This window comes from Brevibacillus parabrevis, from assembly GCF_003710905.1.
GTDB classification, from domain to species: Bacteria; Bacillota; Bacilli; order Brevibacillales; family Brevibacillaceae; genus Brevibacillus; species Brevibacillus parabrevis.
Map to the genome: position 1 here is coordinate 252,867 of NZ_RHHV01000005.1, position 24,088 is coordinate 276,954.

Annotated in this window: 20 protein-coding genes; 11 read left to right on the forward strand and 9 right to left on the reverse strand. The window is 53.3% G+C overall.

The features are described 5' to 3' along the window. Positions 1 to 14: 14 nt before the first annotated feature. The 6 genes from glmS (at position 15) to EDM60_RS04575 (ending at position 6,359) form a co-directional block, all read left to right on the forward strand. Positions 15 to 1,847 (forward strand): glutamine--fructose-6-phosphate transaminase (isomerizing), encoded by a 1,833-nt coding sequence (glmS, locus tag EDM60_RS04550; protein WP_122962885.1) that lies wholly within the window; start codon positions 15 to 17, stop codon positions 1,845 to 1,847. Between the two features lie 57 nt (positions 1,848 to 1,904). Then, positions 1,905 to 2,111, forward strand: a complete 207-nt coding sequence (locus EDM60_RS04555; RefSeq protein WP_122962886.1) for a hypothetical protein — start codon at positions 1,905 to 1,907, stop codon at positions 2,109 to 2,111. Next, positions 2,108 to 3,130 carry a bifunctional UDP-N-acetylglucosamine diphosphorylase/glucosamine-1-phosphate N-acetyltransferase GlmU gene (gene glmU, locus EDM60_RS04560; protein WP_122962887.1) on the forward strand — a complete coding sequence of 341 codons (1,023 nt, stop codon included), beginning with the start codon at positions 2,108 to 2,110 and terminating at the stop codon, positions 3,128 to 3,130. The genes EDM60_RS04555 and glmU overlap by 4 nt, the downstream gene beginning before the upstream one ends. Continuing rightward, positions 3,130 to 4,050, forward strand: a complete 921-nt coding sequence (locus tag EDM60_RS04565; protein WP_122963252.1) for a hypothetical protein — start codon at positions 3,130 to 3,132, stop codon at positions 4,048 to 4,050. The genes glmU and EDM60_RS04565 overlap by 1 nt, the downstream gene beginning before the upstream one ends. Positions 4,051 to 4,055: 5 nt before the next feature. Beyond that, positions 4,056 to 5,735 (forward strand): hypothetical protein, encoded by a 1,680-nt coding sequence (locus EDM60_RS04570; RefSeq protein ID WP_122962888.1) that lies wholly within the window; start codon positions 4,056 to 4,058, stop codon positions 5,733 to 5,735. A gap of 81 nt (positions 5,736 to 5,816) precedes the next feature. Further along, a complete protein-coding gene (locus EDM60_RS04575; RefSeq protein WP_122962889.1) occupies positions 5,817 to 6,359 on the forward strand; it encodes a hypothetical protein in 543 nt (180 codons plus the stop codon). A 215-nt stretch (positions 6,360 to 6,574) separates the two neighbouring features. Here the strand turns inward: EDM60_RS04575 and EDM60_RS04580 are convergent, their stop codons facing one another. The 7 genes from EDM60_RS04580 to EDM60_RS04610 all read right to left on the reverse strand — a co-directional run bounded on the left by EDM60_RS04580 (position 6,575) and on the right by EDM60_RS04610 (position 14,358). Beyond that, entirely contained in the window at positions 6,575 to 7,243 is a 669-nt protein-coding gene (locus tag EDM60_RS04580) for a hypothetical protein (protein WP_122962890.1), read from the reverse strand. A 410-nt stretch (positions 7,244 to 7,653) separates the two neighbouring features. Then, a complete protein-coding gene (locus EDM60_RS04585) occupies positions 7,654 to 8,499 on the reverse strand; it encodes a hypothetical protein (RefSeq protein WP_122962891.1) in 846 nt (281 codons plus the stop codon). A gap of 105 nt (positions 8,500 to 8,604) precedes the next feature. Then, a complete protein-coding gene (locus EDM60_RS04590; protein ID WP_122962892.1) occupies positions 8,605 to 9,087 on the reverse strand; it encodes a GNAT family N-acetyltransferase in 483 nt (160 codons plus the stop codon). 5 nt (positions 9,088 to 9,092) lie between these two features. Next, the gene (locus EDM60_RS04595; protein ID WP_122962893.1) at positions 9,093 to 10,406 is read right to left on the reverse strand and encodes a YheC/YheD family endospore coat-associated protein; all 1,314 of its coding nucleotides are present in this window, start codon (positions 10,404 to 10,406) and stop codon (positions 9,093 to 9,095) included. A gap of 42 nt (positions 10,407 to 10,448) precedes the next feature. Beyond that, positions 10,449 to 11,825 carry a YheC/YheD family endospore coat-associated protein gene (locus tag EDM60_RS04600; RefSeq protein WP_122962894.1) on the reverse strand — a complete coding sequence of 459 codons (1,377 nt, stop codon included), beginning with the start codon at positions 11,823 to 11,825 and terminating at the stop codon, positions 10,449 to 10,451. A gap of 2 nt (positions 11,826 to 11,827) precedes the next feature. Beyond that, complete coding sequence (locus tag EDM60_RS04605; protein ID WP_122962895.1) at positions 11,828 to 12,919, reverse strand: YheC/YheD family endospore coat-associated protein; 1,092 nt, start codon at positions 12,917 to 12,919, stop codon at positions 11,828 to 11,830. A 5-nt stretch (positions 12,920 to 12,924) separates the two neighbouring features. Then, positions 12,925 to 14,358, reverse strand: a complete 1,434-nt coding sequence (locus EDM60_RS04610; RefSeq protein WP_122962896.1) for a YheC/YheD family endospore coat-associated protein — start codon at positions 14,356 to 14,358, stop codon at positions 12,925 to 12,927. A 93-nt stretch (positions 14,359 to 14,451) separates the two neighbouring features. Here EDM60_RS04610 and EDM60_RS04615 point away from each other — a divergent pair, with 93 nt between their 5' ends. The 3 genes from EDM60_RS04615 to EDM60_RS04625 all read left to right on the forward strand — a co-directional run bounded on the left by EDM60_RS04615 (position 14,452) and on the right by EDM60_RS04625 (position 17,983). After that, positions 14,452 to 15,609, forward strand: coding sequence for a DUF445 domain-containing protein (locus tag EDM60_RS04615; protein WP_122962897.1), 1,158 nt, complete (start codon positions 14,452 to 14,454; stop codon positions 15,607 to 15,609). A gap of 214 nt (positions 15,610 to 15,823) precedes the next feature. After that, positions 15,824 to 17,134, forward strand: coding sequence for a DRTGG domain-containing protein (locus tag EDM60_RS04620; protein ID WP_063229161.1), 1,311 nt, complete (start codon positions 15,824 to 15,826; stop codon positions 17,132 to 17,134). A gap of 210 nt (positions 17,135 to 17,344) precedes the next feature. Next, positions 17,345 to 17,983 (forward strand): DUF2087 domain-containing protein, encoded by a 639-nt coding sequence (locus tag EDM60_RS04625; RefSeq protein WP_122962898.1) that lies wholly within the window; start codon positions 17,345 to 17,347, stop codon positions 17,981 to 17,983. 175 nt (positions 17,984 to 18,158) lie between these two features. Here EDM60_RS04625 and EDM60_RS04630 read toward each other — a convergent pair whose 3' ends face one another. After that, positions 18,159 to 18,485, reverse strand: a complete 327-nt coding sequence (locus EDM60_RS04630; RefSeq protein WP_122962899.1) for a hypothetical protein — start codon at positions 18,483 to 18,485, stop codon at positions 18,159 to 18,161. Between the two features lie 220 nt (positions 18,486 to 18,705). Further along, a complete protein-coding gene (locus EDM60_RS04635) occupies positions 18,706 to 19,017 on the reverse strand; it encodes a YtpI family protein (RefSeq protein ID WP_122962900.1) in 312 nt (103 codons plus the stop codon). A 177-nt stretch (positions 19,018 to 19,194) separates the two neighbouring features. Here EDM60_RS04635 and EDM60_RS04640 point away from each other — a divergent pair, with 177 nt between their 5' ends. Both EDM60_RS04640 and ystJ read left to right on the forward strand, forming a co-directional pair. After that, positions 19,195 to 22,623, forward strand: a complete 3,429-nt coding sequence (locus EDM60_RS04640) for a DNA polymerase III subunit alpha (protein ID WP_122962901.1) — start codon at positions 19,195 to 19,197, stop codon at positions 22,621 to 22,623. Positions 22,624 to 22,791: 168 nt separating this feature from the next. Continuing rightward, complete coding sequence (ystJ, locus tag EDM60_RS04645; RefSeq protein ID WP_122962902.1) at positions 22,792 to 24,036, forward strand: NADP-dependent malic enzyme; 1,245 nt, start codon at positions 22,792 to 22,794, stop codon at positions 24,034 to 24,036. Positions 24,037 to 24,088: the final 52 nt, after the last annotated feature.

The following is a 24,088-nucleotide window of genomic DNA, read 5'->3' on the forward strand; positions in this document are numbered from 1 at the left end:
GAGGAGTTACGAACATGTGCGGAATCATGGGATACATCGGGTACAGACAAGCACAACCCATTTTGATCAACGGCCTGAAAAAGCTGGAATACAGAGGCTATGACTCGGCTGGCATCGCGATTTGCGATGGAGAGTCTATCGCCGTGCGCAAGGCGAAAGGAAGAATCGATGCGCTGGTGCAAAAGACCGAGCAATCCGGGCTATCCGGCTCCATCGGCATCGGGCACACGCGCTGGGCTACGCACGGGCGTCCTTCCGATGAAAATTCACATCCTCACTTGGATGCGACCAACAAGTTTTCGATTGTCCACAACGGCATTATCGAAAACTACCTGGAGATCAAGCAGGAGCTGATCGAGCAGGGTGTCGCGTTTCGCTCGGAGACAGACACGGAAGTGATCGCCCACCTGCTGGCGCGGGAATACGCTGGCGATCTGGTCGCGGCGGTACGCGCAGTGGCAGGGAAAATTCGCGGAGCGTTTGCTCTCGGAGTCATGTCGGAATACGAACCAGACAAGCTCGTCGCGGTACGCGTGGCGAGTCCGCTGATCATCGGAGTGGGGGAGAACGAGAATTTTATCGGCTCTGACATTCCCGCTATTCTGGAGCATACGCGCGATGTGTACGTTTTGGAGGACGGCGATCTGGCTGTGCTGACGAGTGATTCTGTGCGGGTCATGAGCCTTTTGACAGACGATCCTGTCAAGCGCGAACTCGTCCGCATTGACTGGGACAAGGAGCAGGCGGAAAAAGACGGGTACGCCCATTACATGGAAAAGGAAATCCATGAGCAGCCGCGCGCTCTGCGCAATACGATGACAGGGCGGATCGACGAGACAGGACAGAAGGTTATTTTTCCTAATCTTCAGTTATCGTCTCGATCTGTCAAGCAAATCGAGAAAATATACATCGTCGCATGCGGCACCGCCTATCACGCGGGCTTGATCGGCAAGCACGTCATCGAGAGTCTTGCCCAAATCCCGGTCGAGGTGGATGTCGCTTCCGAGTTCCGCTACCGCCGACCGTTGTTTGCGAAAAATACGTTGACGATTGCCGTCAGCCAGTCCGGGGAAACGGCGGATACGCTCGCTGCCATGCGAGAGGCGAAGCGCAACGGATCGGCTGTCCTCGCCATCACCAACGTGGTCGGCAGCTCGATTGCCCGTGAAGCAGACGATGTGATCACGACCAATGCCGGGCCAGAAATCGCCGTCGCTTCCACGAAAGCGTACACTTCCCAGCTGATCGCCTTTTATTTGTGGGGAATGTATTTGGCGCAACAAAAAGCGACGATGGCCCCGCAAGAGATTGCTGCGCTGCTCGGGAAGCTGAAAGAGTTGCCAGAGCAAGTCGCAGAGATTTTGACCCATGCCAAGCAGTTGCGGCATTTTGCCGAGTCGATCAAGGACGAGCGCCAGTTGTTTTTCATCGGGCGCGGAATCGACTTCGCCGTTTCCATGGAAGGCTCGCTCAAGCTCAAGGAAATCTCCTACATCCACTCCGAGGCGTACGCGGCGGGAGAGTTGAAGCACGGCACTTTGGCCTTGATCGAAGAAGGGACGCGGGTGATCGCGCTGTCCACGCAGGACGCGCTGCATGAGAAAATGATCAGCAACATTACGGAAGTAAAAGCGCGCGGCGCCAACGTGCTCGGCATTACGCACGAAGACCACCTCGACTTGCACCGGACAGTGGATGATGTGTGCCTGATTCCGAAGACAGATGCGCTGCTCTCCCCTGTGCTTAGCGTCATTCCGCTACAGCTCATCGCTTACTACACGTCAGTCGTCTTGGGCAATGATGTAGACCGTCCACGCAATTTGGCCAAAAGTGTAACAGTTGAGTAGGCTGATCCGTCCATGGTTAAGAACCACAATACGGGACTGACTGGGAGGAACGAGCGAATGAGCACCTCGAAGCCGGAGTTGAATCAGGAAGTATTGCTTGCGATCATGCTCCAAGCCTATCAGCTGGGCGTGCAGAGGAAAGATGTTGATTTGAACATGATGATCCACACATTGACGTATGAATTGAAACCGTATTTGGAACCACAAATCCAGCAAGGCCCGCTTGCATCCAGTCAAGGGGCCAAAGTGGAGGCGACAGGATGAACATACACGCAGTAGTGCTTGCAGCAGGAAAAGGCACCCGAATGAACTCATCGCTCTACAAAGTGATGCATCCGCTGTGCGGAAAGCCGATGATTGAGCATGTTGTCGATGCGCTTGTTCCATTGGCATTGCGAAATCTGGTAGTGATCGTCGGCCACGGAGCGGAAGCGGTGAAAGAGCAGTTGGGCAACCGCGTGCAGTACGCCTTGCAAAAAGAGCAGCTTGGCACAGCGCACGCCCTCTGGATGAGCAGCGGCATTCTCGGGGAGCAAGAAGGTGTAACGATTGTCCTGAACGGCGATACACCTCTCGTCCAGAGCGAAACATTGCAGGAGCTGCTCGACTGCCATCAGGCCAAACAGGCTGCGGCCACCGTGCTGACCGCCGTCGTGGACAACCCGACAGGCTACGGGAGAATTATCCGCGATGAGAATGGAGCCGTCCGCAAAATCGTCGAGGAGAAAGACGCGACGCTGGGACAAAAAAAGGTGAACGAAATCAGCACGGGAATTTTTTGCTTCGACAACCGGAAGCTGTTTGCCACTCTCCCGCACGTTTCCAACGAGAACGCCCAAGGTGAATATTACTTGCCGGACGTCCTCGCATTGTTGCAGGAGCAAGGCGAGCTGGTGGCTGCATCGGTGGCAGCGGATGCGGAAGAAGGCGCGGGAGTCAACGACCGGGTGCAGCTCGCCTACATGGAGCAGCTCATGCGCAAGCGGATCAACGAGCGCCACATGCGCAGAGGGGTAACGATGGTTGATCCCAACGCCACCTATATCGATTCTACCGTGACGATTGGCCGTGACACGGTGCTCTATCCCGGCACCGTTTTGCTGGGACAAACCCGGATCGGGGAAGGCTGCCAGATTGGGCCGCATGCCCAGGTAAAAGACATGAATATCGAGGATTACACGAGAGTTCCGCCATTTTCGGCGTTTGACGGGAACAGGCACACAGACAGGGCATTGGCATATGCAGGGGCGGCGACAAGCGGGCAGAGCTACGAGCAGAAATGATGCGCGCACTACGCAAATACGGCCCGCTCTGGGCAGGCGTTGCGCTGCTCGTGGCAGCCTCCATTCTCATGCTCACACTCGCAAATCAAACCCGTCAAGCCCTGACGACAGCTACCTGGATATGGGATGCCAAACAGATCGAGACACAGACCGACGAAATGATCGACTTCGCCAGGCAAAATGAGATCAATCTGATTTACCTGCACATTGAACCGACTGCGGTTGCTCCGCACACGTACCGCTCCTTCGTCCGCAAAGCGGGACAGGCTGGCATTTTGGTGGAGGCGCTTGGCGGCGATCCCAACTGGGCGCTGACCAAGAATCGCCAAAGTATCGATGAGCTGATCTCCTGGGTGAAGGCGTACAACAAGCAGGCGAAGGCAAACGAACGCTTCTCAGGCATCCATGTCGACATCGAGCCGTATTTGCTGCCGGACTGGAAGGAATCCCGGCAAGAAGTCGTCCGGGAGTGGCTGAAAAATGTTACATACTTGGTGGCTGAGACGAAAAAAGACACCGATTTGACGGTCAGCGCGGACTTGCCGTTCTGGATCGACTCCGTGTCGGTTCCGGGGAGCGAAGAAAAAGTGAGCAACTGGATGGTGGAACGGCTCGACAGCATCACGCTCATGGCGTACCGCAATCGTGCCGAGGGGAACAACGGCATTGTGGAGCTTGTCAAAAAGATCGTCGCCGATGCCAATTCCCGAAAAAAAGGCTCCGTCATCGTCGGGGTCAACATCATGGAATCGGCGGAAGGCGCACATGTCAGCTTTTTTGCTGACGGCCCGACGGAGATGAAAAACCAGCTGGTCATTTTGCAAGAAGTGCTGTCAGACAATCCTGCCTTCGCGGGAAGCGCCATTCACGACTACGAAAGCTGGAAGCAAAGTATAGAAGCCAACGAGAGGAGTAGCTAACATACATGAAAGCCGCGCCCATCTACCTTAGTGCACTCTGCCTGACGCTCGGCTTTCTGTTCGGCTTTTCCCCAGCGGAAAAAAAGAGTAAGGCCACGTGGATTTGGCAATCCGAGATGATTGGAGACGAGAAACGGGAAATTCTGGCCTTTTGCCAGGAAAACGAGATCAATTTGATTTACTTGCGGATCGAAATGAACAAGCCGTTTGATTACTACCAGGCTTTTATTCGCGAAGCAAGTGCGCTGGGGATCGAGGTTCACGCTGTCGCTGGTCATCCCGCCTGGGCGCTTGCCAGCAACGAAAAGCGAATGCTCAACATCGTCAAGTGGGTGAAGGCATACAATCTGGAGGCGACTGATCAGGAGCGAATCCGCGGTATTCAACTGGATATCGAGCCGTATTTGCTGCCGTTTTGGGACACCGATCGCGAACGGGTGCTCCGCGAGTGGCAAGCGAACATGCAGGCATTCACGCGGGAAGTGAAACGGCAGCCCGACCTTGTGGCGAGTGCGGCGATCGCTTTTTGGCTCGACGATATATCCATGCCGGATCAAAAAGATGTTTTTGTGTCCGAGTGGATGATCGAGCAGTTTGATACGGTGTGCATCATGGCGTACCGCGATACGCTCGCCGGGAACAACGGCATCCTTGCGCTGGTCGAGGATGAGCTGAGAGAAGCGGACAAGCTGGGCAAACGGGTGATGGTGGCAGTCAACATGAAAAAGCTCAGCGACGATCACGCTTCCTTCGCCGAAGAAGGTGCGATGGAGATGAACCGCCAGCTTGCGCTTTTGCCGGAAAAGCTGGGAGATCATCCCTCCTTTTCCGGTGTGGCGATCCACGATTATCGGCATTGGAAGGAGGCTGCGCCGTTGGAGCCGGTTCCGAAAGCGCGTTACAGAGGCACCTATATATGGCGAGCCGAATTGATCGGCACAGAAAAAGCGGAAATTCTCGCCTTTGCCAAACAGAACGGGGTCAACCTGTTGTACGTCCGGCTTGATTTGGAACAGCCGCCTTCCTATTATCGTGATTTTGTCCGCCAAGCTAAAGCTGCGGGGATCGAAGTGCACGCCATGGGCGGTCATCCGATCTGGGCGCTGGCTGAGAGCAAAGGGAAAATCATGAAGCTCGTCAACTGGGTGAAGGCGTACAACCGCTCCGTCAGCGAGGACGAACAGTTTCACGGCATCCACCTCGATATCGAGCCATATGTCATGCCTGTCTGGCGGGAAGACAAGGACGAGGTATTGCGCCAGTGGATGGGCAATATTGAAGCGTTCGTGGAGGAGACGAAGCGAGACGGCGAACTGGAAGCAAGCGTCGATCTCGCAGCGTGGCTGGATCATACGCCAGTGCCGGGACAGCCTGATCTGCCGTTTTCCCACTGGATGATTCAGCAGATGGATCATACGACCTTGATGGCTTTTCGCGATTCAGCAGACCGAATCGTCGGACTGGTAGAGCAGCAGCTGGCGTACGCGCAAAGCATCCAGAAAAATATTGTCGTCGCCGTGGAAACGAAGGAAAGTCACGAAGGGAGCGGCATCTCGTTTTACGAGGAAGGGATGACCGAGATGGAGCGGCAGCTAAAGCAGGTGACGAAATCGCTTGCGCCGTACGAATCGTACATGGGCCACGCCATCCACGCTTACGATTACTGGAAAAACGGGAAAGAGTAAAAAGCAGGCAAGACGCGCTACGAGCTGGCGAGTGTTGTACAATGAAGAGAGGAAGGTCGGTGGAAGAGAGGGGAAACGATCATGCGTGACAGTTCCAACAGACATCGGGGTCTTCCGCCTCGCACGCCTGAGCTTTTGTACAACGTCGTTCGCAAGTTTTACCGCGGTGCCGTCAGCCATTACGACCTGATCCAGGAGAAAAAGCAGGAGGCTTACGCCTGTTTTGAACAGATGCAAGCTACTGGTGACGATCAGCCGTTGCGTGCCGCTCTTGCGACTCTGTTTTTGGAATTTCATTTTTACACGACTTGCTGGCTGCAAATCGAGTTGGCGCTGTACCGCTTGGCCCGTCAGGATGAGCGGCTGGCGAAGGTGATGGATACGTTTCGGACCGCACTGGAAACGCATGTGGCTGTCCGCGAGCAACTGGAGCAGACAGAGGCATGTGTAGCCGCCCAATTCGCAGCGGGAAGCTCCGGCTTGTCCTGTGTCGGGGTGGAACGCGACGCCTATTTGTTCGACCGCTTCACGTTCACAGTCGACGAGACGAGCCTGGCACAGTTGCACGCCCTGTTTGCCGCCGTCGAGGAACAGCGCACCATGTCTACAAGTGAAAAAGCGTGACCGTCTGTAAGGGCGGTCACGCTTTTTTTGATCGACAGGCTTGCGGTCTGTTGATGCCAATGTGAGGGGACGGTCTGTATAGTTAACCTTGCTGGTTCCGTTTCAGGTGGCAGTAGTCCTTTTATTCGGTTCATTGATTGTCGTGTAATTTGCATTGTTTCGTTATAGGCAAGTTGAACCTGGTGTTTTACGTTTCTCGTAGTTAAAGGCACACTTTAGTCAGATGTAATTTCTAATTCACCATCTTCTCCACTTACAGAAGCAACAACATCAATTGTAAGGTAAGCTACACTCCCGTAAAAAACTCGATCTAAAGTATATGTCCAAGATTTTTTCTTGCTCTTTGTCCAACCACTTGTGTAAGTCTCGTCAACAGTTTTGCCAATATATGTACCGCTAGTACCAACAACACCGTATCCCACAATCCGTACATCTGTTTTATAGGAGTCAGGAGTTCCGCTGGTCACTTTGGTGGTTATATCTCCTTCAATAGTATTTTGCCAAATGCCTAGAGCTGTTTCGAGAGTACCTTTTATAGAGCCAGCGAACACGTCATTGTCGGCTGCACCTTTTACTTTGTGTGTTTTTACCGAATCAGTAACAGCTTTTGCTTGTATTTGGTTACTGGTGGTTTTTTGGGGGACTGAAATAACTCTAGTTCCGTACGTCTTGATAAATTCCAGATCCTCACCCTCAATTACTTCGTTAATATCATATTTATTAGCAATTTCTATAAGCTTTTGTTTAATCATTTCGTTACTTACGGTTGAATAATCTATGCTAGCAGAGGCTTTTGTAGAGGGTGTTTCGGCAGCAAAAGCGCTTCCTGTTAATAGTGCTAGAGACAATGTTGTTGCAGACATAACTGAAAAAATCTTTTTCAAATTAATCATCCTCCTATGCATGAAAATATTTCCATTTACAATATTAACCTTAATTTTATTTATTTGTAAATAATATAGTTAATTTTTGTTAATTATTAATTGATAAAATATAATGACAACTTTACTTTCTAGTATTTTTGGTGAAAAATGGTATTTATAAGGGCTGTGAAAGGAGGGGTATGAATGTCGGCTATTGGGGTGCCAGGAATCATAATCCTGATCCTATTTATAGCAGCAATTGTAGCTTTGATTGTGAAACTGAACCGTCCCAAGTAATAAGTAACGGATTACTTTAACAAAAAAGAATGCTGCACGTAGAAAGTTACGCCAGCATTCTTTTTGTTATTTTTCGTTCCTATACAATGTTTAGCTGATTGTTACGTTTCTCGATAGTGTGAAGAAGTCGCAGTCTAGTAAGATCCCGGGAAGATCGAACCTGTATGTGGCGCTGCTGCCTGACCAGGCGCGTTCAACTGACGAACTTCTTGCACGTTGGTTCCGGCGAAGCCAGGAGAGAAAATCGATTGTGCCCCAAGGCCGATCGAAGGCTGGTGTTGCTGATATTGCTGCGGCTGGTTGTAGTTTGCCTGCATGCCATATCCGCCTTGCGCGGTTGGGGAAGCATAGCCGCCTTGGTTGAGCTGACGCACTTCCTGAACGTTTGTATTCGCGAATCCAGGAGAGAAGATGCTGCCTGTCAGCGCAGGAGGATAGGAAGTTTGTGCAGCATAGTGCTGCTGACCTGTGTAGCCAGCGTATCCCGGTTGATTTTGCTGGCGCACTTCCTGCGCGTTTGTTCCGGCAAAACCGGGAGAGAAAATCGAATTGATGCCGGCGCCGTACGATTGCTGGTACGCAGGCTGAGCCGGAATGTAGCCTCCCGATTGGTGCATGATGGATTGCAATGCCTGGTTTTGTCCATAGCCTTGCTGTTGCTGACCATAAGCTTGTTGCTGGTTGTAGCCTTGTGCTTGCGGAGCCTGATAGCTGTGGTTCAGCTGTCTGACCTCCTGTGCATTGGTGCCCGCGAAGCCTGGAGAGAAAATGGACTGTCCTTGGCCGATACCGCCGCCCGCAGGCATGCCGTATGTAGGAGTCCCGATCGATTGGGCATGTCCACCGTGATTCCAGTGTTGTACCTCCTGAACGTTTGTTCCGGCGTACCCTGGTTGAAGCATAGCCCCTGCTGGAGTCATCGCTCCGAGAAATTGTTGTTGTCCAGATTGCATTTGATTTTGGTTGTTTGTGTAGGTCATGGGTAAGACCACCTCCACGAGGTATTTTTACCAAGGTGGTTTTACTCATGCACGAATCGATGAAGCAAAAGAATTCGCATTAGGAAGAAAAAACATGCCGGACCATCAGCCGGCATGTTCCTGTAAATCGGTGAGAGTCCAATGGCCATAGGCGAGCCAAAGCGTAGGTTTGCCCGCTGGCCCGATGCTCGCTTTGACAGGCTCAAAGCCCAACGTTCGGAAAAAGGAAAGACTTGCCTCATTATCCAGACCTACGCGCACATACAGTTTGGGCAGACACTGACAGATGTGTTCCGTCAGTGCCTTGCCGATTCCGCGATGGCGGTAGCGCTTATCTACAACCAGGAAGGAATGACCCAGTCCACAGCGAGAAACAGCGAACAGTCCGACTACGTGCTTCCCGTTCATGGCAAGAGCGACACTGGTTTCCTGTTTGGAAAGCATCTTGGGGGTCAGGCGCGCGAGCCATTCGATTGCGTGCTGGGTGATGCGCCGCTCCCCTTCCTGACGGGCAAATCTCACCAAGGTTGCCTGAGATTCGGCCAGTGCTTGTGGAGGCAGGAGTACGTATTTCAACGATTTTATCATGGCGATTACCCTGCGGCGGCTTCACGCCCGTTTTGCAATCGCGACACGTACTGAGCGTAGTGGATGAGGTTGGACAAAGACAATCGCCTGATGGAAGGCTCATCGAACTTCTCCGGTTTGGCATTGGCTTCAAAAAACCACAGACTGCCGTCTTCTGTCAGGCCGAGGTCCATCGACATTTCCGCCAGATCCGGGATTTCCTCATTCAAAGCGCGGGCGATGGCAAGTGCTGTCTCGTGAATCGAGTTTTCCATCTTTTCCGGATCTGCCTTGAACAAAGACTGGAGAACGGAAGACAAAGAGTGGATGGAGCCGCCGCGAGGCACGTGCGTAGTAATGCTTTGCGACCCGGAACGCCGGATGCCGACCCCGGTTACGCCCCATTCGCCTTTGCCGTCTTTTTGCACCAGCACCCGAACGTCAAACGGCTTGCCGTTGAAGCGTGCCCTGCGTATCCCCTGCTGCATGATGTACCGCTGCTGCCGCACATGGCTCTTCACATGCTTCCATAAATCGTCCAGATTGGAAAAACGGCGCGTGACGGCCTTTTGTTCCTTCAGCCGCTGAAGACGCCAGCCGTCATTTTTGTATTCAATGCGCATGATTCCTTCTCCGGCTTTGCCGCGCACGGGTTTGAGGTACACAAAGCGATGCTCGTTGCAAAAGCCTTTGAAGCGGGCGAGCGTATCGAGCTTTTTCGTCTCCGGCAAGTAGGTCTGCACCTCAGGGTGTTTTTTCAGCATGGAGAAAAGCTCTTGCTTGTCAAAAAAGCAACGGTTGAACAAGGTGACGTTAGGCAGTTCGTCGATGCGGGCCAAAGCTTTTTTGACGTCGGGCCGCTGCTCGGCTTTGCGGGTTGGGATGCGGTTGTAGACGACATGCGGGAAAGGAAGGATGACTTCTTGCCACAAATTTTGCTTTTGGTTGTACAAATAGCCGCGAACCTTCTTTTTCTCCCAGTTGATGCCTTGGGGAGTGAAGACGTACACGAGTGCGCCCCATCGCTTGCCGGATTGTGAGATGTCTTTGAAGTTTTCGCGATTTCCCACAAAGGTCGTGCCTTCACCAACGGTCAAAATGCCGATGAGCGGACCTAGCTTCAGTGACTCGCTGTTGATCATTTTCCAGTTGATTCTCGTTCGAAAACGCCCTGGCTGCATTGCCGGCAAGCCCGTGTACACCCGTTTGTGATGAGAAAAGGGGCCGAGGCTTGCGAATAACTTTTTTTGCGACCGCTTGCCTAGAGCTTGCCGAGGTAGCTGTATGAACCATTTGCCGCTTGGGAGGATGGTCAGCCACCCGGAGCGCTGCTGAAGCATGGGTGTTCCTCCTTCCTGAAAAACGGTGCTAGTTGCATGCGCCTAGAAATTGGCCAAATAACAACTGTAGTCGACGAGAAGCTTGCGGGATTCCTGGTCTGCCTGCCTCAGTCTGGAATGCTTGAAGATGGAGCGTCCCGGCTTGGAGTTGGCTTCGAACATCCAGACATGGCCGTGGATGTCGATTCCCATGTCCAGACCGAGTTCGCCAAGGTCGATTCCTTTTGCCTGCTCAATCGCGGTAGCGAGGCGGATGGATGCTTCGCTGACCCGCTCGGACATCAATTCTTTTTGTTTTCCGTACAGATGGTGCAGCAATTCGTCGCCAGGGATGACGGTGCCGCCTGTGCGCACGTGTGTCGTCACGCTGCCGGAACCGGCTACTTTGGCGGCCGTGCAGGACACGACCCATTCGTTTTGCTGGTTTTTATGCAAATGGACGCGGAAATCAAACGGGCGTCCGTGGAATGTTTTGAGCGGAATGCCTTGCTGCGCCAAATAACCGCCTACGCGACGGCTGCGGAACACATGCTGGTACAGACTGGACAGCTTGGAAAACTGACGTTTCACATTTCCGCTGCCGTTGTGGTAAGAAGCGGTATAGCCGCCGCCGGATTGTCTGACGACCTTCACGATGCCGTAACCGAGGCTGCCGTTTTTCGGCTTCAAATAGACGATCGGATACTTGCGCAGCAAATTGCGCACAGTGGTGAGGGACGGGGAGGTGTACGTTTCCGGGATATGCTCATTGACTTCCGGGTTCGGATAGAGCAATTGGTGAACTCCCCACTTGTTGAAAAAGCCCTGGTTGAACATCGGCATGTTCGGGTAGCTGGCGAGCTTGTATTTGAACTCCCTGACAGCTTCATGCTTCTCCGCTGAACGGGAAGGGATTCGGTCGTAGACCACATCCGGCATGGCTGTGACCATCTTTTTCCAGAAGTATCCGCCTGTTTTGCCCTTGCGCAAAAACCAGGCATTGACGGTATTCGTGCTCCAGTCCACGTCGTGCGGGGAGAAGATGTAGTAAAAGACGCCTTTTCCTTCCTGAGCCTGTAGCAGCTTGTAGAAAAAAGAGGTGCGCGGGCCGATTGGCTGCCGCGAGTCCCTGCGGATTCCTGTGGTGACAATCCCGATAGCCGGACCGATGCGCAGCGCCGAGTCTTCTTGCTTGAGCTGGATCAAGCCGCCGTGAGGAATGCCAAGCTCGGATTGCAACAGCGTCGTCACCTTGATGACGTTTGCTTCCGGATTCCGCTTGTCTTGCAGTACGGTTGCGACGACTTCCTTTTTGCCCAGCATGACCTTGATTTTTTGCCGATGGCGCAGCTGTAGCTTGGAGAAGAGATTAGTCGGCAGGATGATCCCGCTGACACGGGGATTGGAAAGGAAGCGGAGTCGCATTCTGAACGTTTCCATGCTTAGTAACCTCCTACGCGCTCTTTCATGAGATAGTGGGCGTATCGTACGGGCTGGGTAATCGAGTGACGTTTGGCGATCGGGTCGTCAATCAAGCGAAAGACAGTCCTGCCGGGCCTGCTGTTGACTTCGATAATCCAGACGTTTCCGGATGTATCAATCCCGACATCGATTCCCAGCTCCACCAGTCTGCCGTGGCACTCCTCCAAAAAGCGTGGCAATTTTTCTGCCACCTGATTGATGGTCGTCTCGATTTTGGAGTGGACGGCAGGCTTGAAATGACGAGATAGGAAAGCGGAGAGCGGCTGTGCTTTACCGCCTCCGTGCAGGTTGGAGGTGATACTTCGCTTGTCGCCCAAGCGGACCGCCTTGCCGGTTGTCTCCCAATCACCCTGCCCGTTTTTTTGCACGAGCACCCTCACATCAAAAGGGGTGCCGTCCGGTGTGTGCAGCTTCAGATAGGGCTGTACAAGGAACTTGCGACCAGAAGTGAACGAGGCGATAAAAGTTTTCAATCCGGCGGAGTCGCGGATCAGTCTGCGGAACGGCTGGTTCTCCCGGTTCCGCCCTGTGGCCTCGTAGCCGCTTTTGGTTTCCTTGATGCGCACGACGCCGATTCCATGCGTTCCCGCCATTGGCTTGATGACGACGGCGCCGTATTGTTGCAGCATGTCGTTCACCGTGGCGAGCGATAAAATTTCGGTCGGCGGCAACAGGGAAGCCAGTTGCGGCGATTGGGTCAGCATCTGGTGCACCTGCCACTTGCCGGACAGGCCATGCCCCAAAAATGTAATGTTGCGATCGTTTTGCAACTTTTCCACAAATGGTTTATAGTGGCGATAAGATGGGCCAACGAAGCACCGATCGTAGATCAAGGCGGGGAGCGGGAAAGTGTTCGGCTGCCATGATCCGTTGCGGTACTCGAAGCCTCTTACGGTTCGCGAGGAAAAGTTGACCTGACGCGGCGAGAACACGAAGACACGCATCCCGTGCTTGCGTCCGTAAAGCGTCAGCTTTTTGTAATAGCCTTTGTCTACAAAGTGGGAGCCTTGGCAGCGCGTCATGATGCCAAGACTTCGCTCGTCTGCTCTCATGTGGGTCACCTTCGCCTGTTTTTCTTGCTCTTCGGTTTTCCTGCTGCCGTTCTGGTTTTAGTTTTGGCTGACCGGGGAAAACCACTGATGTATGATGCGTATTCCAGCATGCGTACGACGGAAGGCCGGGCGCGGCGGGGCGGTTCTTCCACGCCTTCAGGCAAAGGAACGGTATTGGCCGTTTTGGACGGCTTGCTGTTAACCTCCAATAGCCATACTTGCCCGCGGACATCGACGCCGAGATCGACACCAAATTCAGCGTAATGGCCGGGCAGCGCCTCTTCGAGCAAGACAGACAGCTTCAACGCCACAGCTTTTAGTGTGGCTGGGGATGGGCGAACCGAACTGGCCCAAGGCCCACAGGCACGCAGAGCCTGGAGGGGCGTCATCATCTGGCCGCCTCTGGATATATTGGAAACGATGCGATTCAATCCCAAACGGGCAACCATAGATGTAACGGCCCATTCGCCTGCCCGGTTTTTTTGCACCAATACACGAAAATCAGTCGGCCGTCCGTGAAGGCCGATCAATGGTAAACCTTGTTGCAGCAAATAAGGTTTGCCTTTTGTCTGTTTGCTCAAATATTGATGCAAGCCCGTTATGCTGGAAAATGTTTTGCCAAACCCGCCCGGGCGAGCGAGCTGATATCCCTCCTGCGTTCGGCGCAGCCGGATAATCCCTCGACCCATGCTGCCGTTTGCCGGCTTTGCATAAACCGTCCGGTGCTCGGACAGCATCGTCCGCAAATCTTCCAGACTTTGATAGCGAACCATGGCTGGAAGATGTTCGGAAGCACTCTCCTGATCTTGCAGAGCGGAATGCACGTGCCACTTGTTTAAAAAGTGCTCGTTGAAAAACGGAATGTTGGCGTCTTTGCACCGCTGCAACCAGTTGGCCATCTGCTCGCTGCGCTCCCGCTGACGGGATACGAGCCGATTGTAAATACATTGGGGCAACGGCAAGACTCTTTGGCGCCACACTCCGCCCCGGCGAACAAGACCGCGCACGATCCCGGCATCCCAGTTGACGTCCTGTAGGCGGAATGCGCAGATAATCCCTCCGCGCTTGCGGCAAATATCGGCTACTTCGTTGAAAAAAGGGGACAATGGTCCAAACGGGGATTGCGGAAATTGGGCATTGTAAGAGGATACGAGAATCCCTACATACGGCCCGACAACAAGAGTTTGCTGATCTGCGTTGTAGCGCACAAGCATGGGCCCTCCTGTAGGCAGCCGGAGCGACTGGGCCAAGGCAGGCCGGATAAGCGTTTGGTTGCTGCGATCAATGCCGCTGATACGGGCGCGAACCGTTTTGCTTCCGAATTGGACAGTAGCTGTGGGCGAAGAAAGATTCCATTTGCGCATTTGCGCCTGGGGCAGGTAAAGGTCTACTTCCGTCTTTGGCTCGTATCCGACGACGATGGTTGGAACGTAAGACATGGCTATCCCCTTCCCATCAGGCATAAAGTTAGTCTATGGTATGAGTAGCCAAATCGTTTGGTGCCATGCAGAGAAGAAAGGTTGTTAGTATTTATGAACTTGTGGATAGTATTAGTGAATATCGGCGTAGGCTCTGTGATCGGCGGCGTTACGAACGAACTCGCCATCCGCATGCTGTTTCGACCGCTCAAGCCTTGGTATATCGGCAGTTGGAAGCTTCCGTTCACCCCGGGACTGATCCCGAGAAGGCGGGACGATATCGCGATACAAATGGGCAGATTAGTGGAGGAGCATTTGCTTACGACAGAAGGCGTCAGGCGGGCGCTGGCCCAGGGCGACCTGGAAAATACGCTGGCGGGCTGGATGAACAACCTGGCTGCGGACTGGATGGCGGATGAGCGTACGTTGCGCCAAACGCTGCAACGGGCAGTGCCCCAGCTTTTTACCGAGGACGGAGGATGGAGCGAAGCGGTACGCGTCCCTGTCCAGCAAAAATGGCATTCTTTTGTCCAGCAGTTGTTTACACAATATGAAGAAACAAAACTGCGCGATCTGCTTCCACAAGCAGGCATAGATCGCCTGGACGGGGCGGTGACTTCGGCGAGTCACCATATGCTGGGCCGGATTCGCGAGTATTTGTACTCCCCGCAAGGACAGCAAACGTTGCAAGGCATGGTCAAAGGCATGCTCGGCGGAGGCGGGGGCATGTTCGGTGGGCTGGTCGGCATGTTTCTTGGAGACGACAAGATCATTGGCAAAATTGTTCCGCATCTCGATGAGCTTTTGCAAAGCCCGGAGATGGCTGAGCGCTTGCAGCAGTTTTTGCGCAAGGAGGCGGACAAGCTGCTGGATAAAACGGTCGGGGAACTGGTGGAGTGGCTCGGCCACGATCAGCTCGACGACTGGTCCCGCGCGCTTTTTGCGAGAATCGAAGCGCAGAGCCTGCAACTCGTGGATCAGCCTATGTCGCGCCTGACCGCGCCGATTCAGCAAACCGTCACAAACGATCTCGTTCCGCGCCTGGCGAAATGGATGGTAGAGTCTTTGCAGACAAACGTCGAGAAAATCTTTTCCCGTCTAGCGATTCGCGATATTGTTACGAGACAGGTGGAAGGCTTCCCGATCGAACGGATCGAAGAAATGGTGGTCGGCATCTCGGGAAAAGAGTTCCGCATGATTACGGTCCTCGGCTTTATTCTTGGCGGGATTATCGGACTGGTTCAGGGACTTTTGGCGAATTGGCTGGGATAGGAAAACTGAAACGAAACTGTAACGGCTCTGTAATAATCCTGTAATATTCCTTGGGTAAGATAAAAGCACGATGAAAACCCCCTTAATGATATACTTTCTGAGTTGGTAGCTTGAAAAAAGCTACCCTTTTTTTTTGTCGCGCCTTCGGGTATATTGGTCGAAGGAGCGCACGTACATTGGAACGGGTGGGAGACCAGGAAGGGGGATTAGCAATATGGCAACGAAACATGAACAAATCTTGCAACATATTGATCGCCTTCCGATCGGTTCGAAGATTTCCGTGCGGCAGATCGCCAAAGACCTGGATGTGAGTGAGGGTACGGCCTACCGCGCAATCAAGGAAGCGGAAACACAAGGATACGTCAGTACGATCGAACGTGTCGGCACAGTGAGAATCGAGAAGAAGCACAAAGAAAACATAGAGCGGCTGACTTTCGCGGAAGTGGTGAACATCGTCGACGGCCATGTGCTTGGCGGACGGGAAGGGCTGCACAAGACGCTGAACAAATTCGTCATCGGTGCGATGCAGCTGGAAGCGATGATGCGCTATATCGACGCGGGCAGTCTATTAATTGTAGGAAACCGTTATCAGGCGCACAAAATTGCCTTGCAGCAAGGAGCGGCCGTCCTGATCACGGGCGGCTTCGATACGAGCGAGGAAATCAAGCAGTTGGCGGATCGTTTGGCTTTGCCGATCATTTCGTCGAGCTACGACTCTTTTACAGTAGCATCGATGATCAACCGGGCCATCTACGACCGTTTGATCAAAAAAGAAATCGTCATGGTCGAGGATGTGCTGAAGCCGCTGGCGGAAACGCCCGTGCTGCTGCCGTCCGACACAGTCGCCAAATGGCACCAGTACACGGAGCTGTATCAGGATACGCGCTTTCCGGTTGTCGATGAGCAAATGCGGCTCATCGGGATCGTGACTTCGAAAGATATTATCGGCCACGAGGAGACGGCGACGATCGACAAGGTCATGACGAAAAATCCGATCACGACCTCGCCGCGCGTGTCTGTCGCTTCGTCGGCGCACATGATGGTGTGGGAAGGGATCGAGCTGTTGCCGGTCGTGGACAATTATCGCAAGCTGGTGGGCGTGCTGAGCCGCAACGACGTGTTGAAGGCGCTCCAGTTTACGGCGAAGCAGCCGCAGATGAGTGAAACATTTCCGAACCTGATCATGTCGCATTTCCGCGAGGAGCGTCAGGCAGACGAGCTGATTTACTTGGGCGACGTCACGCCGCAGATGACGAATCACCTAGGAACGATCGCCAGTGGCATCATGACGACAGTGATGGTCGAAGCGGCCTGTAACTTGCTGCGTCAGCATCGCCGCGGCGACATGGTGCCGGAAAATATTACGGTGTACTTTTTGAAGCCTGTGCAGATGGAGAGCCACATACAGGTGCAGCCGCGACTTTTGGACATCAGCCGCCGCTTCGGTAAGGTCGAGGTGTCGGTTTACCACGGCGAGCAGCTTGTAGGTCAGGCTATGATTACGGCGCAGATTATTGATCGGTAATAGTGGATCGTTGGTGAGGGCAGTCTCTTTGGGGGGCTGCTCTTTTTTGCTTTTTGATTGGGGAAGTGGCCGCAGTGCAGGGCTTCGCGAGCCGCGGCGTCTTTCCCGCCCTCCTGATTGACAAACCAAACAAAAATAACCTATCATCTAATTAGAAAAATATCTAATTAGATTTTGGAGTTCATTCCCGCGAAGAAAGGAGAATCTCTTTTGCAACTCGATAAACTCGTCACCTTTTACAAAGCGCTCGGCGACCCAACTCGCGTGCGGATTTTGGCCATGTTGGCAAATGGACCGCTGCACGGGCAGGCGCTGGCAGGGAAGCTCGGAGTGACGCCGCCGACGATTACACACCATATGGCAAAGCTGCGCGATGCAGGAATCGTCTACGAGCGGCGTGACAAAAACACGATTTACTTTTATTTGCACGAAGCGAACATGAAGCGGCAAACCCAGGCGATTTTGAATGTGTTGGAACGGGCGAAAGGTACGATGGAGGAAGACCTTTTTGCAGATGAGGAAACCAAAACGATCCAGGAGCAGAGGAGGTCCCAGATGGCAGCGGATCAGATGCACGTAATCAAAAGCTTCCTGACCCCCGACGGCAAGCTCAAGCAGATTCCGGCCCAGCGCAAGAAAAAGCTGATCGTGTTCGAATACATGGTGCGGGGGCTGGAGTTTGGCCGCAAATACAAGGAACAGGAAATCAATGACTACATCCGCCAGTTTCACGACGATTACGCGACGATTCGCCGCGAATTTGTCATGAACCACTATATGTACCGCGAAGAGGGCATCTACGAGCTGAATCCGGAAGAGATGTGGGCCAAGGCAGAAGAATTGCGCTAACAGGAAAATGATTCCTTTTGAAAAAGCATAAAAAAAGACAACCGTCGGCACTGCGCTCAGGTTGTCGGAAACAATAGAATGTCACACAAACTGATTATAGCGAGAACTAATTGCGTTTAGCCATGGCAAACGATTGGGAAAACAGGAAAAGTATTTCAGCATGCTGCTTCTTCGCTTAATTCCAATTCACTTTTGATATTTTCCATTTAAGAGCCGCAGAGATGAAATACAGGATGGAAGCAATAAAAAATAGAGTAAACATATCTCCGGTCATCAATAAGTAAAGACTTAAAGGTAAGGAAATCACAAAAGAAATAATGATCAGCGGTTGTTTAAGGAACGAGGTAAGTAAACCGAATATCGCGGGAAGTAACAAACAAAGTGCAGTAAAGACAGAAACAGTTGGTTTGTTGTAAAGCAAAAAGTACCAAAGAATCATGGTTCCAACAGAAGCAAGCAAACCACATATCAGCGACAGGCTGAACATAAAATTGAATTTCACGTTGGTCACCCTCTTTCAAAAACGCACGATTTTCCCATTTAGCGAAGGGCTCGCGTATTCGACGTGAGAAGGAACGTGTTGCTGGCAAAAAGCAGCAGCACAAGCGATGCAGAACTGGTAGCAAGCTGCTCGCCTGTTGTTCTCGGCTTCGCTTCACATAGGCCCCCATACAGAAAAAAGCATGTGGAACAATCGCTCTGTTCTCATGCTTTTTTAGCTCTCAGCTGCCTTTTTTCAATTCTGCCTGCCAGGCGCTGCGATAGTGCAAAAAGTTGCGGGTTCCCAGGTACAGGTTCAGCACACCGACGATCAGCATGATGATCGCGACCACGATGCGGATCGTATCGAGCGTATCAAACGTAAGCTGGTTAAGCCCGAACAAAGATACGAGAATGCCGAGTGCGATGTTCATTTTTCCCAGCGTCATTCTGGATTCCAGCGGGTGGATGCCTCTTCTGCGTGCGTGGATGCTGAAGTAGACGCTGGCTACAAGTGAAGCGAGAACGCCGGTCAAATAAAAGGCCGACCACATAGATGGCTTCATCCTTTCCAACAAATCTGGTATTATCCTACCAAATCAAAGCAAGAAAGGTCAAATTCAAACAAGAACGTTCGTTCTTGTTTCCCCACGATCCTCTTACTTTCGGTATAATGATAGAGAGAAAGCTACTACACGATTCGAGTCGTAAACAGGAGAGGAAGGAACCAGATGACCTCCTTTGTCCATTTGCATGTTCATACGGAGTACAGCCTGCTAGACGGAGCGGCGCGGATTGATGCGCTGGTGGAGCGTGCCAAAGAGCTGGGCATGACTGCGCTGGCGATTACGGATCACGCCAATCTGTATGGCGCTGTCCCTTTTTATAAAGCATGTACAGAAAACCAGATCAAGCCGATTATCGGGATGGAATTGTACGTGATCGAAGGAAATTTGCAAGATCGCGTGCGCAATGCGCCTCCCCCGAGCCATTTGAACGTGCTTGCCGAAAATGAGGCGGGCTATCGCAATCTGTTGAAGCTCGCCACGATCGCCAATACGGATGGAAACTACATGATTCCCCGCCTGAACAAAGAAGTGCTGGCCCGGCATGCGGAAGGGTTGATCGCCCTTAGCGGCTGCCAGCAGGGCGAGGTTGCGCAGCTTTTGCTGGCTGGCGAAGCCGAGGCAGCGAAAGAAGCAGCCTTGTGGCACCTTCGCGTTTTTGGCGAGGCGAATTACTTTTTGGAGCTGGCTGACCACGGCCTGGAGAGCGAGCGCAGACTCAATGCCCGTTTGGTCAAGCTGAGCCAGGAGACGGGCATCCCGCTGGTCGTCACGAACAATGTGCACTACGTGAAGCAAAACGAGCATCGCCAGCACGATATTTTGCTCGCGATCAAAGAGGGCAAGACCATCGACGAGGAAAACCGCTTCCGCTACGAAACCGACCAATACTATTTGAAAAGCGAAGCAGAAATGGCCGCCGCCTTTTCTTACGTACCCGAAGCGCTTGCCAACACGGGAAAAATCGCGGACAGATGCAATCTCACATTGTCGTTTGGGGCGCACATTTTGCCGGAATTTCCCTTGCCGGAGGGCCAGGATTCGACGCAATATTTGCGTTCGCTATGCGAGCAAGGCTGCCGGGAGCGGTACAAGACAATCACGCCGGACATACAGGCGCGTCTCGATCACGAGCTGTCGATCATTACAGGCACGGGCTTTACCGATTACTTCCTGATCGTCTGGGACTTCATGCGCTACGCCCATCAGCACGGGATTCCGACCGGACCAGGGCGAGGCTCTGCTGCCGGAAGCCTCGTCGCCTACGTATTAAAAATAACGAACGTAGACCCGCTTCATTTCAATCTGCTGTTTGAACGGTTTCTCAATCCGGAGCGGGTGACGATGCCCGATATCGACATCGACTTTTCCGTGGAGCGGCGCGACGAAGTCATCCATTACGTGGCGAAAAAATACGGTCACGACCGCGTGGCTCAGATTATTACGTTTGGAACGATGGCGGCTCGCGCTGCGGTGCGCGACGTAGGCAGGGCACTCGGCCTGTCCGTCGGGATCGTCGACCGGGTAGCGAAAATGATTCCGCAATCTCCCGGCATGACGATTGACCGCGCCATGAAGCTCATTCCGGACATCGGCAAGCTGTGCCAGGAAAACAGACAGGCCGCCCTTTTGATCGAGACGGCAAAAGGCGTGGAAGGTTTGCCGCGCCATGCTTCGACACATGCGGCGGGCGTCGTGATCTCGCGGGAGCCGCTGACCAGCTACGTTCCGTTGCAGACGGGCAGCGAAGGCTTGGCACTGACGCAGTATCCGATGGAGGTGCTGGAGGAAGTCGGTCTGTTGAAAATGGATTTTCTCGGCTTGCGCAACTTGACGATCATTCAGGAGACACTTCGTCATCTGCATGAACAGGGGATTGCGATTGAGCTGGAGAGCATTCCGACGGATGATCCGAATACGTTCCGCATGTTGTCGCGCGGCGAGACGACAGGGGTATTCCAGCTGGAGTCCGGCGGGATGCGCAACGTGCTCCGCGACCTGAAGCCGACCAGTCTGGACGATATTATCGCTGTGCTGGCCTTGTATCGGCCGGGACCGATGGAAATTATCCCGCAGTACATCGCCGCCAAGCACGGCCAGAGCGCTGTGCATTACGCGCATCCGGTGCTTGAGCCGATCTTGCGCGAGACGCACGGCTTCATGATCTACCAGGAGCAAATTATGCAAATCTCGTCTACGCTCGCTGGCTTCAGCTTGGGTGAGGCAGACATTTTGCGCCGGGCGGTCGGAAAGAAAAAACGCGAGCTGTTGGCCGAGCAGCGGGAAAAGTTCGTGGCTGGTTGCGTCCGTCAAGGCTACGGCGAAGAGCTTGGTCATCAAGTGTACGATCTGATCGTCCGCTTTGCCGATTACGGCTTCAATAAAGCGCACTCTGTCGCCTACGCGGTCATCGCCTACCAGATGGCGTATTTGAAAGCGACCTATCCGCTTGCTTTTATGGCAGCCCTTTTGTCGCTGTCGATCGGCTCGCAGACGAGAATCGCCGAGTACACGGAGGAGGCGCGGCGCCTGGGGCTTCGCGTGCTGGGGCCGGATGTCAACAAAAGCACGGCGTCCTTTGCAGTCGAACAAGATGCGATTCGTTTCGGGCTTGCTGCCGTCAAAAACGTCGGCTATGGAGCGATCGAATCGATTGTAAAAGAACGGGCTGTGCGTCCGTATCGGGACGTTTTCGATTTTTGCGCCAGAGTAGATGCGCGTCTCGTGAACAGACGAGTCGTAGAATCGCTGACGCTCTGCGGGGCGCTGGATTCGCTGCCTGGTCACCGCAGCCAGTTGCTGCTGCTTTTGGACGAGGCGGTCGGCAAGACGAATGCGAAGCGGATCGAGCGCGACGCGAATCAGCTCGACCTGTTTGCGGGAGAAGAACAAGCGGCGCCATTGCGCGAGCCGGCTGAATATCCGGAAGTGCCGCCGATGTCACGCGCCCAGCAACTGAAAGAAGAACGGGAACTGATCGGCGTGTACATTTCCGGCCATCCGCTCGACCAGTATGCGCACGTGGCTGCCCGCCCCGAAGTGACGGCTGTTTCAGCGCTCAGCGAGCTGGCCCGCGACAAAACGGTGAAAGTGTTCGGAATGATTGCGGAAGAAAAGCGCATCCAGACGAAAAAGGGCGACCCGATGGCGTTTTTGGTGCTGGAGGACAAAACCGCGCAGGTGGAGCTGGTCGTCTTTCCGCAAGTGTTTGCCAAGTACGGCGACTTGCTCGGCAAAGAGCGGATGGTCGTAGCCGAAGCGCGGGTGGATCATCAGGATGACATGGTGAAGCTGCTCGCATCGCGCTTTTGGGATGCCGAGACACTGCAAGCGCCGACCGCCGAGACGGTGTTGTTTGTCAAAATTTCCGCCCAGCAGGAGCACGATTCGACACTGCAACGTTTGCAACGGCTGTTTGTCGAAAAAAAAGGAACGATTCCTGTGATTCTGTTTTACGAGGGAAAAAGACAGACAATTCGCCTGCCGGAGGACATTCGGGTCGAGGTGGACGAGTCATTTTTGGAGCAAGCGCGAGATATTGTGGGACGTGACAGCGTAATCCAGAAAGAATTGCCCATAAATTGGGGAGGATGAGGAATGTCCTCCCTTTTTCGCCGTTTTCGGCAGGTTTACAGGATAACAGGTTTTGCTATATATTGAATTCATAACTCGTTAAGTGGTCAGACCACTTAGGGCTTTCAAGCAATAAAGAGGCTGTTCAGGCAATCATAGAAAGACTATCGTGAAATGGAGTGGTAATGGATGTCTAGTTTGAGAGAGGAAGCGCTGGAACTTCACCGAAAAAATAAAGGGAAGCTGGAGGCAGTGACCAAGGTTCCCGTTCGCAATGCTCGCGATCTGAGCCTTGCTTATTCTCCTGGTGTTGCTGAGCCTTGCAAAGACATTTTTGACGACAAATCCAAAGTTTACGAATACACCATGAAGGGCAACCTCGTTGCAGTCGTGAGCGATGGTACCGCTGTTCTCGGTCTCGGCAACATCGGACCGGAAGCCGCTATGCCGGTGATGGAAGGAAAAGCCGTACTGTTCAAATCGTTCGCAGGCGTGGACGCATTCCCGATCTGCCTGAACACGACTGATGTAGACAAAATCGTAGAAACTGTGAAGCTGCTCGAACCGACTTTTGGCGGTGTTAACCTTGAAGATATCGCAGCTCCGGCATGCTTCGAGGTAGAAGAGCGCCTGAAGCGCGAAACAAACATTCCGATTTTCCACGACGATCAGCACGGTACAGCAATCGTAACGGCTGCGGGCCTGATCAACGCCCTGCGCGTGGTTGACAAAAAGCTCGAAGATATCCGCGTGGTAGCGAACGGTGCGGGCGCTGCTGGTATCGCGATCATGAAACTTTTGATTTCCATGGGCGTAAAAGAAGTGATCATGGTTGATACAAAAGGAATCGTGTACGAAGGCCGTCAATTCGGGATGAACCCGGTAAAAGAAGAGATGGCGAAAATCACGAACCGCAGCAAGCTGCAAGGCGATCTCGCTGACGCGATGAAAGGCGCTGACGTCTTCATCGGCGTATCGGTAGCAGGCGCGGTAACTCCTGACATGGTTCGCTCCATGAACCGCGATGCGATCATCTTCGCGATGGCGAACCCGACTCCGGAAATCATGCCGAGCGAGGCGAAAGAAGCAGGGGCAGCCGTAGTCGGTACAGGCCGTTCCGACTTCCCGAACCAGGTGAACAACGTACTTGCCTTCCCGGGCATTTTCCGTGGGGCGCTCGATACGCGCGCGACTGAAATCAACGAGGACATGAAGCTGGCAGCCGTGTACGCAATCGCGGACCTGATCACGCCAGAAGAGCTTTCCGCAGAAAAAGTCATCCCTGCTCCGTTTGATCCGCGCGTCGCTCCAAATGTGGCGGCAGCCGTAGCCAAAGCAGCGATGGAGAGCGGCGTTGCCCGCATCACTGTCGATCCGGAAGCAGTAAAAGAGAAAACAGCCAGTCTGGCAGCCATTTCCTATCAGCAAGTGTAAGGAAGTGCAGTCAAACACCCTCCACGAGCATCTGTATCAGACGTGAATATGT

Excerpts from the sequence above, each read along its gene's own strand:
- ystJ (WP_122962902.1), top strand. The coding sequence starts at position 22,792 with ATGTCTAGTTTGAGAGAGGAAGCGCTGGAACTTCACCGAAAAAATAAA.
- glmU (WP_122962887.1), top strand. The coding sequence starts at position 2,108 with ATGAACATACACGCAGTAGTGCTTGCAGCAGGAAAAGGCACCCGAATG.
- EDM60_RS04620 (WP_063229161.1), top strand. The coding sequence starts at position 15,824 with ATGGCAACGAAACATGAACAAATCTTGCAACATATTGATCGCCTTCCG.
- EDM60_RS04610 (WP_122962896.1), bottom strand. The coding sequence starts at position 14,358 with ATGTCTTACGTTCCAACCATCGTCGTCGGATACGAGCCAAAGACGGAA.
- EDM60_RS04635 (WP_122962900.1), bottom strand. The coding sequence starts at position 19,017 with ATGTGGTCGGCCTTTTATTTGACCGGCGTTCTCGCTTCACTTGTAGCC.
- EDM60_RS04575 (WP_122962889.1), top strand. The coding sequence starts at position 5,817 with ATGCGTGACAGTTCCAACAGACATCGGGGTCTTCCGCCTCGCACGCCT.
- EDM60_RS04615 (WP_122962897.1), top strand. The coding sequence starts at position 14,452 with ATGAACTTGTGGATAGTATTAGTGAATATCGGCGTAGGCTCTGTGATC.
- glmS (WP_122962885.1), top strand. The coding sequence starts at position 15 with ATGTGCGGAATCATGGGATACATCGGGTACAGACAAGCACAACCCATT.
- EDM60_RS04600 (WP_122962894.1), bottom strand. The coding sequence starts at position 11,825 with ATGGAAACGTTCAGAATGCGACTCCGCTTCCTTTCCAATCCCCGTGTC.
- EDM60_RS04595 (WP_122962893.1), bottom strand. The coding sequence starts at position 10,406 with ATGCTTCAGCAGCGCTCCGGGTGGCTGACCATCCTCCCAAGCGGCAAA.
- EDM60_RS04590 (WP_122962892.1), bottom strand. The coding sequence starts at position 9,087 with ATGATAAAATCGTTGAAATACGTACTCCTGCCTCCACAAGCACTGGCC.
- EDM60_RS04570 (WP_122962888.1), top strand. The coding sequence starts at position 4,056 with ATGAAAGCCGCGCCCATCTACCTTAGTGCACTCTGCCTGACGCTCGGC.
- EDM60_RS04605 (WP_122962895.1), bottom strand. The coding sequence starts at position 12,919 with ATGAGAGCAGACGAGCGAAGTCTTGGCATCATGACGCGCTGCCAAGGC.
- EDM60_RS04640 (WP_122962901.1), top strand. The coding sequence starts at position 19,195 with ATGACCTCCTTTGTCCATTTGCATGTTCATACGGAGTACAGCCTGCTA.
- EDM60_RS04585 (WP_122962891.1), bottom strand. The coding sequence starts at position 8,499 with ATGACCTACACAAACAACCAAAATCAAATGCAATCTGGACAACAACAA.
- EDM60_RS04555 (WP_122962886.1), top strand. The coding sequence starts at position 1,905 with ATGAGCACCTCGAAGCCGGAGTTGAATCAGGAAGTATTGCTTGCGATC.
- EDM60_RS04565 (WP_122963252.1), top strand. The coding sequence starts at position 3,130 with ATGCGCGCACTACGCAAATACGGCCCGCTCTGGGCAGGCGTTGCGCTG.